Origin of the sequence: Microbulbifer sp. VAAF005 (genome assembly GCF_030012985.1) — a bacterium.
In the GTDB taxonomy this organism is placed as follows: domain Bacteria; phylum Pseudomonadota; class Gammaproteobacteria; order Pseudomonadales; family Cellvibrionaceae; genus Microbulbifer.
In genome coordinates, this window is sequence record NZ_CP120233.1 from 4003718 (window position 1) to 4016731 (window position 13014).

Genomic DNA, 13014 nt, shown 5'->3' on the forward strand with positions numbered 1-13014 from the left:
TGCTTTTAAACGTAGGGGTAAGTAATCGGGAGCTTGTCGGTACCAAACTCCCGGTATAGCGTCTAATTAACCGGCGGCCTATTCGGGTAACGTGTGTCGGGGTAAGAACTTCTGATACTGAAACGCCGCGCCCAACATACACAGTCCCACTAACATACAAACGACTATCTTTTGTATTAGTGAGAAGTCCTGCATATCCCAGAGCACAATCTTCAGTGCAGCTATGCCATAGATAATTAGTGATAACTTGAGTAACTTCTGGGTTTCAGGCTTTAATGTCTGGAACAGCAGTAGGGTTGCATGGACAACGAGAGCGAAGGAAACTGCCGGTAGCCACATGGCATCAAATAGCTGTGCTAATAGAGCTACGTAAACAATAATCGCGGTAACATGCACCAGCCACATATTTGCCATTCGATGACCAGACCAAACGGCTCTTGTAGGCAGGGTTTTGTGGTAAACCAGCAGGACAGCGATGCCAAGAGAGACTAGGTTATAGGCTCCAATCCACTCTGCATTGTGCGATTTCACAATGACAGCTCCGACTTGAATCAGTGTGATTAATTCAAAAATGCCCAGTGTCAGCATGTAGAAGGGCGTAAGCTGGTTGCGTAATGGCGCCAGCTTGGGTTGGCCGAAAAAGAGGCTCCCAAAATAGAGCTGGGTGAGTAGTAATGACAGTACATAGTCACGAGTCAAAGTGTAACTGACAGCTATCAGTACTGCTGCAAAATAGTAGAAGGCCAGCGGGAATACAGGCTTCAGTGCCCTGTGGATAGCTTGCTGCCACTCCCTACCTGCGGGAGTTCGCTTTAAGCCCTGGCCAAGCCATATGAGTCCTATGAAGCTGGCGACTCCCAGCAATAGCCCCTCCATCGCCTTGCCCTGCCAGCCGACAAACTCTTGTAGGAGACAACCGCCGATAGTGATAAGGCTTGCAGCAGGAATCAAAATGCGAACTTCTTGTTTTAGATGTTCCATCCGCAGCCATGTGCAGAGGAATAGGGCAATACCACACGAGAACCACATCGCAACAGTGAAGTAGTCACTGGCCTTATACAGTATGGTAGGTAAGGCAATAATGGGCAGTAAAGCGTAAAAGAGTTTACGCAGTGCCAATGCCAGCTTCTGCCCTGGTGATTGTATATTCAGCTGGTGATAGAGCTCGGCAATCAACCAAAGCCCCAGGAAAGCTTCAACACTGGCGATTTTGCCGTAGGGAATTTGATCATAGAAATGGAGGTTGCCCACAACTGATGCACTGGCGAGTAGTGGAATAAACAACAGAAGGTAATGCCAGAGACCGAGCCACTCGCTAAATGCTGAATTCATACGCTGGCTGCGCCAGATCAGGAAAGCCATTGGCAGTGGTGCCAGCAACCACATCCCTTGCGGCCAGATAATGCCTACCGATAGTAGGAAGCTCGCGGATAGCAGCAACCCAAAAGCATTATCGGCAACAAGGGTAAAACCTTGCTCTGCGGGAGTGATTCTTTCTGCACTATGGCGCAATAGCTGAGTGAGGGCAAAGGCAGCGGCACTTAGGGTTAGCCAATTAGACCAGCCTGCGCTGACCTCAAGGGATAGCAGAAGTGGTGCGGGAACCAGACTTTCAGCTACCCATACCAGGGCTTGCAAAAACAAAAATATACCGGCTAAGGCAAGGGCGATATAGCCCTCACAGCGCACGCTGATAAAACCGAAATGTAGACCGAGGTAAATCAGTAGGAGTCCTTCAATACACCATACGATACCCAACAATTCGGGGCTGCAAAGAGCCAAAATAGCCAAGCCTGCTAGCAAGCCCCCATGGAGTAATGCCATTGCGAGGATACTGCGGGCTGAGTCACTATCAGTACCGTAGCCGAATAACGGTCGAGAGCAGATAGCGAGCGCCGCCCAGGGCAAAAGGTTGAACAACCAAATTACCCCCAGGGCGTTGGTAGAAGGGGCCAAAGACCAGCTTATATGGATAAATAGCACCAGGTTGGCTACCAGCATACCGATGCGTTTCCCATCCAACTCCCTGCCACTAAGTCCACTTAAAATGTAGTGAGCAAAACCATAGAAGAAACCATGAACTATCAGCAATAGGCTCCAGGTAGAGGTAGACTCCCCCAGATTCGCGACCGAGAACTCGAACATGCCAGCACTCAGTGCCATAGTGACCAGTGCGAGCTGAGGCCAGTGAATCAGCTTGGATAAATGGAGCATGGCGAGAGCGAGAACCAACAAGTAGCTTAGATATACAACAGCAGTTGGATCAACATGATTAGCCACCAGTGGCATGGTGGCGCCGCCCAATAAGGTCACCATGGAGACAACCCGGGTCTCAAACAGCAGGGCAAGTAAATAGGAGATCGATGTCGTTGCTACTAATAGTCCGACCCCGACTGGAATCGGGACTAACTGATAGTATGGCCCGGCAAAATAACCACACAAATAAAGGAGTATGACCCCGAGTGCGATTAGCCCGGAACCATAGTCAGCCATATTGGGCATACGCCGTCTAAACGTTACACCGCCCACAGTGGTTGCCGCCGCGACTAGGAAGCCAAGAGTCACTTTACCGGCGGGGCCCAGGTAGGCATTGAAAGAAAACTGCAATAGGTAAGCAAAGCCAAACACCAATGCCAATATACCGGCAGCCGTCATAAAGAAGACCGGAGCCTTCCCCTGGCTTTGATAGTGCCGGTAGAAGCTCATCAAGGAACCCCAAACCCGGTTCAGTGGTTCCAGGGTAGGTTCTAATAGGCTCGGTAGTTCCTCAGATATCCATTTAGCCAATTTACTTGGTTTGCCCACGCTTTGGGGGCGTGGCGTGGAGATAGTATTCTTCGGATGGACTGGAACTGTAGGAGGGGAAGTTGTTTGGTCTGGTTCTGGGGACTTAGAGTGGGCGGGCCCCATCAACTGAGCCAGTTCATCCTCTGGATTATCCTCTATCGGGAGCTTGGCTGCTAACTGATCCGCTGTATCTTGCTGAAGCTGTGCTTCTAGAGCGGATAACCGCTGTTCGAATATCTCAAGACGACGGCGATTGTCCCGCTCCAGTAGGGCCAATTCTGCGCGAAGTGATTGAAGTTCACTTTCCATAACTTGCTCTAAGTACTTTTCTCCGAGGCTACATTGACCTGAGCAGCGGAACAAGTAGTTATATCGCCGTGTTCACTTATTCAATTAATTTTGATAAATGTATCACTATTTGTTATGTAAGTATTCGCAAGCTGTTCGTTGACAACTATTAAAATAGTAAGAAGATTCAGTACAGTGAAGATTGTTATTTTTGTTCTGTCCGTTTTTTCCGCCATTGGGTCAAGGGAGATCGTTTGTTGTCATCAAGCTTAAGTAGCCAGATTGATCTCGATAAGATAGTTCTTTCACCGTATGGAGCTTACCAAAACTACTTTTTCTATATTTTTGCTTTTTTGCACTTGATATTTCAATGTAAAAAAATCAGTTGACCCTCTGGAGTTCAAAATATATAAGTCCCGTCGGATTAAAGACTAAATGATTAAAGGTTTCACGAAGAAAAATGGAGGCAAGATTTCAGTATTTCCCTGGTCGGATGCTAATAATTATTGCTTATCATCATTCCCGTATTGTCAGTTGCTAACCTCTGGTACAACTTTGTAAGTTTGTATCAGATAAAACAGTAAACAATCCCTAATTGTAAAAATTGTCAGTTATTATCATGAGTTTTCAAAGAGCCGTTCCTGCAGAAAGATCGCATTCACTTGGGATGGCAGCAGTACTTGATACTTTGCCATTAGCAATAGCCGTAATTCCATGGGGGATTCTTTGTGGTTCTTTAGGAATTAAAATGGGCTTGAGTCTGCTAGAATCACAGCTAATGTCCTTGCTGGTATTTGCCGGGGCAGCACAGTTATCGGCTCTTTCCATTATTGGTGTGGGCGGTGGTCTTTCTTCTATCCTAGGTAGTACGGCAGTTGTAAGTTCTCGTCATCTTCTCTACTCTGCGACTTTTAGGGGTGAAGCTTTAAAGCTTCCTCTATACAAGCGAATAGCATTTGCATTTCTTCTTACGGATGAAATGTTTGCAGTTGCCGAGAATAAAAAGAGAACACTTGGATATTTCTCATTTGAGTATGCACTAATATCCGGATTTACCTTCTACTTAATATGGAATCTATCCACCTTTACAGGAATTATAGCCGGAAAGAGCATCCCCAACCTGGAGGCACTTGGGTTGGAATTTGCAATTGCTGCAACTTTTATTGCTATGGTCGTTCCAAATATTAAATCTCGAGCTACTCTCATAGCTGTTTTGGTTTCGGCAGTGAGTTCAGTAATATTTCATATTTATGCAGTATCCAATGGGTTGCTATTTTCAGGATTGATGGGTATGTGTATAGGCTATCTACTGGAAAACAAGGCTGAGGAGGAAGAGGTATGAGTATATATACCATCCTAGCAATGTCTGCTATTACTTTTTACATGCGTTATGCTTTCTTTATAAAGAATCTTCCAATAAAGTTAAACAATAATACTCAACGTTTTTTAAGGTTTACGGCACCTTGTATATTGGCCTCAATGGCGGCTCCAATTGTTTTTGGAGAGGTTGAACTTTCCAATTCCGATCTAACTAACCCCTTCCTTGTAGCAGGTCTATTCACTATTTTAGTTAGTTGCGTGATTAGAAATACTCTTGCCGTTGTCTTTCTTAGTATATTTGCGTTTTCAGCAATGAAGTTCTTCTTTGGCTAATTAAGTATATTTCTATTCAGGTAGGATTGAAGTTTTTGTTTCGGATAGTTTTAGCTGTTTAGAATGAAAGGGTATGAGAAGCAAGTTATTCTGGGCCTCCTTAACTATGCTGAAGTCAGGCCAATTCAATTGCTATTGGTAAGGTAGCTAGGGGGCCCCTGAATAGCTCCGTAATGCCTCTGCGGGTCTTGAAGGGTGCTGATGTTAGGCGCAGCTCGCCGCGAATGGCCGTAGCCCTTTGCAAGAGCTGCAACGCAGCAGATGCGGCCTTCAAGGCCCGCCCTTCGGGGCTTGCAGAGCGATTCACACTCCGCGTTGCGACTTCTTGAAAGGTCTAGACATTCCTGCAAAGCCGCGCCTTGATTGTGAACCGCTCTGCATGCCAGAGGTATCACGGAGCTATTCAGGGGCTCCCTAGGTATCAGCTTTAATTGAGTTGGCCTCTTGCTAATGGCTTAAGTATTATCAGGAGTTAACTGAATAGTTTCACGATAGCGTGCAAGCTCATCTAAAAGCCACTGCTGGGATTCTTCTTTGGGTTGGTCTGCACACTGTATATGATAAGGTTTGCCGCTAAAAGTGCTTGCGCTGGCACTTAGTTTAATAAAATCCTCAGCGCTAACAATTTTATTGGAGAAATATTTGTATTTTTTCTCCATATGCTCCACGGCTTCCTGGCTGGTATGCTTGCTATCATTACGGATAAATGTGCACTCTGAAGCCGAAACAAACTCCATCAGATGATTTATCTCCTTGGTAGCTGTGTCAGCCTGAACCAGGGCAGGGAGCATACTCAGAGAGAGAATAGTGAGTGAATTTGAGAGGCTTTTAATCATTTTCCCATTCCTTGGCTATGGAAATCAGGATAGTCCACTAAGCGGACTTGAAAGAGTTGGAATAGAGCCCCGGAGGGGCTCTACCAGAAACATATATCAAGGCCTATAGTTTGGAGCTTTAGATGTTCTTGGTAACCACTACTTTCGCGGTGCACTGAACACTTTTACTGCCTTCCTCTCCAATAACTTCAGAGGACTCGGTCAAGATTTGAGAGACTGAAAGTTCAGAGGCAGAGATAACCTCCATCATTTCCTTCTTGCAGTTAGTGATATTGACAGCATTGGATATGGCTGGGTCATAGCTAATTTTGTGAGAAAAGTCTCTCTCTTCTTCACCATTGCGGCTTCTCTTGATACTTTGGAACGCATCTTTGCCCGCATCTACTGTGTCCCCGATAACATTGCCAGGCTGTACTTCGAGTTTCATACAGGAAGTCGTAGCAATGGCCAGTGCAATAATGCTCAAGAATTTTTTCATTTTTTAGCTCTATAAAATATAAAAGCTCAACTTTAAATAAGCCAAAATGAATCAAAAAGCCTGGGGCTTAATGGTGGCCTATATATTAATTGGATTTATTCCAAGCTAAATTATACAGAATTTTGAGATGATTATTATCTAAATCATCCGCCATTGAAAACTTGGTCTGTTTTTGTTCACAATGAACAAAAAGTCGCCAAAAAGCCTTGCGGTGTTTGCACGAAAGTACCCATTAGATGTTGTCTGGTTCAAGCCATTTAAAGTAGCGCATGGTTGTAGCGACTTGGTAGTTTTCTGGAGCATCCTGCAGCCTCAGGGTGGGATGTGTGTATCTATATACAGGAGATATTATATAGAGTGGAAATCTTTGTATTTTTTACATCGCCAAATAAGAGTAGAGATTGGAATACTTTTATAGAGGATCGCAAAGATTTCTAATTATCTAATTAGGTAATCACCAATTGATTTGAATCACTTATTTATAAATTCAATTTCTTTTCCCAGTGATTCTGGAAATATATTCATGCGATAAGACTCAGCGGCATATTTAAGAAGTGCCCACAGTTAATTTGCATTTGATGCCACCTCTCCTGCTGTAGAAAAATTAACCGCGAATGCTCAGTCAGTGACCAATTTGGTACGTTGCGGTTTGAAATAAGGAAGAAAAAAGGATTTTTTGGTGATTTTATTTGATAAAGTCCCCGCGCAACAAAGTTCTTACAAAAGATATTCTATTAAAAGTTCTTGGGGAGATTTATCTGTGGGTAGCTTTAATAAAGCCCTATATCTTAGTTCCATCTTTGTGCTTTCCGCTTGCGGAGGTGGTGGTGGAGGCGGTGATTCATCTGGATCACAATCACAATCACAATCTCAATCAAATAATCAATCACCTCCAGTCGCAACGGCTCCGACAGCTGTTATTTCCGGACCTGCAAGAGTTGTTGATGGCGAACTGGTTACACTAAGTGCCGCAGAAAGTACGTCAAATAATGATTCCAATTTAACTTATCAGTGGCGTAGATTGACATCGGGGGAGGAAGCCTCGAAGGAGATGATACTGATACGGTAACCTTTTATCCGTCATATAATCTTGACCCAACAGCAGGGGCACATCCTATTACACTGGAGCTAACGGTCGATAACGGGGAGACGACAGATACCTCACAATTTACCATTATTTCTGCTGCTAGCTTAAAAGAAAATCCGTTCAAGAACTATGCGACGGAAGGAGTTTGGGTAGCGGAAGATTTTTATCTTTCAGATGAGCGTATTTACTTTGTTGACAATAGCAGCTCGTTTATAAATCGCCCACTACCTGAGTTGGGGCAGCCAACTCCTAAGGAAGTTCATCAACAGATAGATGTTTATTCATGGCATGAAAAAAATATTGTCCAATATGAAAACTGGGCAATAGTGGTCTCTACGAAAAACTTGGAGTTTATTCAAACTTCTACTGAAGGACAAATATTACAAACAGTCACGGTTCCAACCAGTGCTGCAGATAACGGAGCTGAAAAAGCTTTTGGTGCTGTCTATGGTGACTATCTGGCTGTAGCTTTTAATAATAGTACAAACGGACTTAAAATCTATGATATTTCCGATCTACCCAATGTGAATTTGGTTGGCGTGGAGGCAAATATAGATTACCCGAAAAAAATATTAGTTTCGGAGGGTAGGGCTGTTGTAGCTACTGGCAGTAAATTATATACCTTTGATATATTAACCGATCCAGGCATGAGTACCCCGACTGCCTCTTCTTCAATTTCATGTTATGACATTGAACTTCATAAAGATCAGCTTTTCTGTGTTGAAAAAGATCACCTTGCAAAATATGAACTTGATGATGATGGTAGCCTAACTGCAAGTCAGTCATTTGTTTTTGAAAATATAGATACTGAAGCCCCGTACAATTTTACTATATCCAAAGGTGAAACCTTTCTCTATCTCAATACACAGGGGCTGACCACTACCTTTCCACTAGGTGAAGATATAAACATTCTTCATCCTGAAGTTAAATACCTCCAAACAGGAGCTGATTACGTTACAGACAATGGGGAAATCGTTGCTATAAAGCATTTTGATGGAAGTGTGGCAACGAGTGAAGTAAAAAAAATGGGTTCAGCACAATTGAATACCCTTTCAGAGGGTAAATCTCTAGAGTACTTGGCATTTCCTAGTGAAAGCCTGCTTGCCGCATCAGATGCTGAAGGCAGTATTAACTTCTACGATATATCAGAAAGGCTGAATCCAGAATTTGATTTTTCTATTTCCCGATCTTCAGCGGACTCTTATATAGGCAATATTGAATCATATAAGAATGATATAGTTAGTATTCCATTTAGCGGTGGTCTTTCTGATATAGATGTTTCCGGCGGTGAAAATATTGTTGAGCTATTCCAAGCCAATCCTACTTCAAAGAGGATTCTGGACTCCGCCTATAAGAGTACAAAGCTGCAAAAAGGACACTTTACGGTTGAACAGTATCCAGCTGTAAATGATGAAGAAGATTACTCCTTGATACGTTTTTTAGTTGATGGATCTCAATGGAGTGAATTTGAAGCGCCAGGATTAGTATATGAAATTACAGCCCATGGTGACTCACTCTATATGGCGTCAAGTCTAGGCGTTCAGATCGCAGACATCTCTTTACCTACAGCGGTAATACTAAGCGAAACCAGATTCTGTCATAGGACTATTTACTCTCTAGATGTTGAGGACTCAACCCTGGTAGCTTTCTCAGGATTTACCCTTTGCGCCACTACATTGGATGAAAATGGTTTGCCAATTGTAGATACGACATCGGCAGTCGATATCAGCAGTGGGTTTAGAGGGTATCAGCCTAAAGTCGTTCTCAATGATGGACTGGCCTTTCTTAATGGAAATGGTGTGACAATTTATGATGTTGGAGTTACCCGAGCACCTGAAATAGTAGGGCATTTCAGTACTTCTGGCCCTTCAAATGATGTGGAAGTCATTGATAACCTAATCTACTCTGCTGATGGTATGGGAGGGCTAACGGTTATTGAAAATACATTAGAGAATAATCCCGCCATAACTCAAGTTAGTGATAACGATGGTTCCATTACTTATGATTTAAGTTGGACAACTCCAAGTCAAGGACAACGGGTTCTAGATATTCCTCTTTGTATTGTGGACATGGGAACTTGTGAGATTAGTGAAGTAAACCGTGAAAATAAAACTGCAAAATTAATATGGAATAATAGTGACTTTGAAGGTGAAGCTGCTCTGAGGGTTATGGTCGGTAATGATATTTGGTTTAACTCTCAGGTAATCGTCACTCACTTTGACTAACTGATTATCCTTCTTGATTAATTGTTTATATAGTTTCCGATAAACGTTGGTAGGCTATTTTGACTGGAGTGGTTTTTAGAACTGCTCCGGTCTCTTTCTTCGACGTCTGGTTGCTAACTTTAAAGTCAGAGCTATTTGGCCATGTTCTCGCATGAGAATTAAAGTTAATAAATATTAATTGGTGCTATGAAGGCAAGGTATCAATGAAGGTCACAATAAATAATATTGCAGTAGTTATATTAAAGGAGAACGGTTAACCATCTACTAATTTAAATGATGAGTTATAGTGTTATTTTCCCTGCAAAGCCTCAAGTTGCTTGTAAGCTCAAGGCCTATCAAAAAATGCAGAGACCCTTAAGAACGTTTTATTTTCTTAAGAATAACTCAGCCACTTCTTTTTTAGCGGCAACAACATAGGTAATCATTAGGTTTTCCTGACTAATATCGGTCAGATAATTGATATCCCTATGCACTGCTCTCAAAATAGAAAAGTTATCGGTGTCGAGGTCGTAAGACCATAACTGGTCATCTCGATTGATTGAGTAAATCACATTCTCTTTGATCACAAACCTTTTTTCACTGCCCTGATTAATCAGCTCTTCAATAAGCTGGTCTTCCGCAGGACCGGGCTGCCAGAAGCGGTTCATATGATCCATATAGATCAGCCGGCCATCCTCGCTTCTTTGGGCCCAGTTAACTTGGGTATCGTTGATAATACTTACTTCGAGATTATCAAGGTTTACTTCTGCAAACTTTGTAACACCTTTCACCGTTAGAGTTAACAGTGCGAGGTTACTCACACTATCCCACTGAAATAGCCGGTCAACTGGATGCGCTAATGGGAAGGCTTCTCTGCTACCGTCCTGGGAGATTTTAGTCAGTATCTGATTAGCACTCGCCAGTATGCTTTGGCCGTCAGCAGACCAACTAATACCGTAGATATTGGTATCCATCGGAAACTGGCTGACTTGCTGTAAATCACTGCCATCAGTTATCCACACCTGGTCCTCACCAGAGCGCCTGGATGTAAATGCAATCAAGTTGCCACTGGGTTGGAAAATGCCATCATCTTCCCCCAAAATCGACCGTGTTGTGCTTGGGTAGAGTTCGCTCACATTTTCTTCTGAGGGCGTATCGATCAACTCAGGCTGGCTAAGAGGTATAGTGGCAATATCACTATCATAACGCCCCTTAATTAGGAGTGCCCTCTGCCCATTTGGGTGGAATTCCGGCGAGCTGGCAGACTGATCCAGGGGTAAATCAAGCTTACTGACCTTTCCATCATAAGTGAGAGAGAAGAGTCGCCGCCCTGTGCTAAAGATTAACTCATCTGTAAGCGGTGAAAAGTTAGGGGATATGGTCCTGCGCTGGGGGATTTCATCCGGATAGTCTATCGGGTGGCTGGATAAAAGCGCCCCCTTGGAATCCAGCATATCGATATAAAGCTGGCCATCTTGATGATGGCTGGTTACGGCTATTAATCCATCACTTATTGAGTAATCAAAATAGGCCAGGTTCCCATTCTCCAGGTCATAAAGAACCCGACTGGCATTATCCTTGACTGAATAGTTGATCAACCGCCAACGGTCGGTCTCTTTGTGCAAAATAGCGAGATCATTATTATTTAGCCATACCGGGTTCTTAATCGCAGAATTTCTACAGCGCATTAATACATTTGGCTGCTGTGGGCTGGCTAATGCCTTTTGAAAATCCAGGCTTACCAGGTTGTAACAAGTATTTTGGGTTAGCGGTATGGTGCAGTCTTCTTCAGAAATAAATACCAGTTTCTTGCCATCCGGTGATAGTGTATGGCGGCCATAAGTACCCCATTCTGGAGTCAACTCTGTTTCCTTCTGTGTATGAATATTTCTGGCCCAGATTTTATTAACGCAGAGCTTATCTAAGTAACGATTAAATATAATATATTCACCGTCAGGCGAATAAGAGGGGCTAAACTCTTTACGGTCAGTTGCAGTTACCGCCTGTAATCGATCAAATACAAGCTGAGAGCTTTGCTCGGGCGGAGAGTGTTTAAATATAACAAATACTAATAATACCAACCCGACAAGTGCAAAGATTGGAAATCGATTTGGTTTGATCGTCTGGGTTTGGTGGCTTGGATTAACCGGTGTTATATCTATTTCAGGCTTAGGGGAAGTGGGGGAGGGAGCTTCTTCTTCCGGTGCTGTCTTACCCTGTGGAATAGAATCACCATCTTGCCAAACAATATCGCATTCCAGGCTATAACCCTGTTTCGCATGGGTCCTAATATAAGACTGCTGTTTCCGATCTTCCCCAAAGGCTTTTCTAAGTTGCGCAATACTTCTTTGCAGCGTATTGGGTGTGACTATTGTATCCGGCCAGACCTCAGACAGTAGCTCATCCTGGCTCACCACTTTTCGCTGATGTCTTGCTAAGTGGGTTAAGACAGCAAGGGCTTTAGGGGGGACAGTTTGCGAGTGCTCATGTCGGGTGATCTGGTTTCTGGATAAATCAACAAAGAAGTCACCTACCCAATATTGTGAAGTCATTGATGTATCTACCTGAACAAAATATGAGCTAAATTTTGGCAATGGATACTAGCATAAACCCTGATTATAGCTAAAGCAGACTTTGTAACTTGTTGATAAATAAGCACTTTATAGTAACAGAACAAAGTCATTCAAAAGTCAGGTGCACTTCAGGTGTTTCATAGGCTCCTTGTTTAGATTGAACGCTTCTCCGATCACATGTAACGGTATAAATACTGATATGAAAAAGCGTTTACTAGTCGCCTTTCTCCTGTTGCTACCTATCGCTGCCCTTGAAGCAGGTGAGCATAAAGCCCTGGAGTTATCCACAATCCAAGTGATACCCATTCAGGATTCCGGCAATAACAGGGAATACGAGCTGTATATCAAGCTGCCTGAGAAATATGAGGAGAGTGACACCAAAAAGCATCCGGTCATTTATTATACAGATGCTTTGTGGGCGGTTGAAATACTGTCGGCCACCACAGAGTATGCACTGGAAGATGCAATTTTGGTGGGCATTGGCTGGCGGAAAGGTATGCCAGCTGATGAAAATGAATGGTCGAGTCGATATCGGGACTTTAAACCAGCACTACCCTCAGATGATAAAGCTAACGATAAAGAATCCTTTAAAGGAGAGGCCCATCAGCATCTCGCCTTTATCAGAAATGACGTTATAAAGTATATCGAAAGCAATTACCGCGCGAATCCAGATAATCGGACATATTTCGGTTACTCATTTGGTGGTCTCTTTGGAGTCTATGCCTTAATAAGCCAACCGGATACTTTTCAGAACTACATTATCGGTAGCCCATCAAGATTGATCGGCACTTATATGGATTCTCGTCTTGAACTAGAGCCTAACAAACCATTGATAGAACTACCAAAACAAACCAATGTATTTATTGCCTACGGCGCTTTAGAAAAGGAGCTGGGTGCAACGGTAGAAAGGTTTGTTAGTGAGTTAAAGAGCCAAAAGCTGGCTAACTTATCCATAGATCCGGTGGTTATTGAATCGGCTAATCACACAACGGCGTTTCCAAAGACTTCAGTGCGCAGTATTTATTGGCTTGCGGATAAAGTGAAACACTAATCAATAGTATATCGATCCATATTAATAAACCGTTAAAAATTAAATATAGGATATGAA

The 13014-nt window shown here is 43.2% G+C and carries 9 protein-coding genes; 5 read left to right on the plus strand and 4 right to left on the minus strand.

Annotation, left to right across the window (positions count from 1 at the left end; all coding sequences use genetic code 11):
* Window positions 1–78: 78 nt before the first annotated feature.
* Entirely contained in the window at window positions 79–3096 is a 3018-nt protein-coding gene (locus P0078_RS17990; protein WP_282931288.1) for a DUF2339 domain-containing protein, read from the minus strand.
* A gap of 646 nt (window positions 3097–3742) precedes the next feature.
* Between P0078_RS17990 and P0078_RS17995 the strand changes: the two genes are divergently transcribed.
* Window positions 3743–4417, plus strand: coding sequence for an AzlC family ABC transporter permease (locus tag P0078_RS17995; RefSeq protein ID WP_282931289.1), 675 nt, complete (start codon window positions 3743–3745; stop codon window positions 4415–4417).
* On the plus strand, window positions 4414–4728 hold the full coding sequence (locus tag P0078_RS18000) for an AzlD domain-containing protein (protein ID WP_282931290.1): 315 nt from the start codon (window positions 4414–4416) through the stop codon (window positions 4726–4728). Before P0078_RS17995 ends, P0078_RS18000 begins: the two co-directional genes overlap by 4 nt.
* Window positions 4729–5183: 455 nt before the next feature.
* On the opposite strand, the gene P0078_RS18005 is transcribed toward P0078_RS18000, so the two are convergent.
* Window positions 5184–5564, minus strand: coding sequence for a DUF5329 family protein (locus P0078_RS18005; RefSeq protein WP_282931291.1), 381 nt, complete (start codon window positions 5562–5564; stop codon window positions 5184–5186).
* 118 nt (window positions 5565–5682) lie between these two features.
* Window positions 5683–6042 carry a hypothetical protein gene (locus P0078_RS18010; RefSeq protein WP_282931292.1) on the minus strand — a complete coding sequence of 120 codons (360 nt, stop codon included), beginning with the start codon at window positions 6040–6042 and terminating at the stop codon, window positions 5683–5685.
* 679 nt (window positions 6043–6721) lie between these two features.
* On the opposite strand from P0078_RS18010, the gene P0078_RS18015 reads away from it, so the two are divergent.
* The gene (locus P0078_RS18015; RefSeq protein ID WP_282931293.1) at window positions 6722–7111 is read left to right on the plus strand and encodes a hypothetical protein; all 390 of its coding nucleotides are present in this window, start codon (window positions 6722–6724) and stop codon (window positions 7109–7111) included.
* A gap of 251 nt (window positions 7112–7362) precedes the next feature.
* Complete coding sequence (locus P0078_RS18020) at window positions 7363–9354, plus strand: LVIVD repeat-containing protein (protein ID WP_282931294.1); 1992 nt, start codon at window positions 7363–7365, stop codon at window positions 9352–9354.
* A gap of 365 nt (window positions 9355–9719) precedes the next feature.
* Here the strand turns inward: P0078_RS18020 and P0078_RS18025 are convergent, their stop codons facing one another.
* The gene (locus tag P0078_RS18025; RefSeq protein WP_282931295.1) at window positions 9720–11885 is read right to left on the minus strand and encodes a winged helix-turn-helix domain-containing protein; all 2166 of its coding nucleotides are present in this window, start codon (window positions 11883–11885) and stop codon (window positions 9720–9722) included.
* A 220-nt stretch (window positions 11886–12105) separates the two neighbouring features.
* Between P0078_RS18025 and P0078_RS18030 the strand changes: the two genes are divergently transcribed.
* Window positions 12106–12957 carry an alpha/beta hydrolase gene (locus P0078_RS18030; RefSeq protein ID WP_282931296.1) on the plus strand — a complete coding sequence of 284 codons (852 nt, stop codon included), beginning with the start codon at window positions 12106–12108 and terminating at the stop codon, window positions 12955–12957.
* Window positions 12958–13014 lie beyond the last annotated feature (57 nt).

What these genes read in the sequence shown, in the direction of transcription:
- P0078_RS17990 (WP_282931288.1), bottom strand. Translation starts at nt 3,096, where the DNA reads ATGGAAAGTGAACTTCAATCACTTCGCGCAGAATTGGCCCTACTGGAG.
- P0078_RS17995 (WP_282931289.1), top strand. Translation starts at nt 3,743, where the DNA reads ATGGCAGCAGTACTTGATACTTTGCCATTAGCAATAGCCGTAATTCCA.
- P0078_RS18000 (WP_282931290.1), top strand. Translation starts at nt 4,414, where the DNA reads ATGAGTATATATACCATCCTAGCAATGTCTGCTATTACTTTTTACATG.
- P0078_RS18005 (WP_282931291.1), bottom strand. Translation starts at nt 5,564, where the DNA reads ATGATTAAAAGCCTCTCAAATTCACTCACTATTCTCTCTCTGAGTATG.
- P0078_RS18010 (WP_282931292.1), bottom strand. Translation starts at nt 6,042, where the DNA reads ATGAAAAAATTCTTGAGCATTATTGCACTGGCCATTGCTACGACTTCC.
- P0078_RS18025 (WP_282931295.1), bottom strand. Translation starts at nt 11,885, where the DNA reads ATGACTTCACAATATTGGGTAGGTGACTTCTTTGTTGATTTATCCAGA.
- P0078_RS18030 (WP_282931296.1), top strand. Translation starts at nt 12,106, where the DNA reads ATGAAAAAGCGTTTACTAGTCGCCTTTCTCCTGTTGCTACCTATCGCT.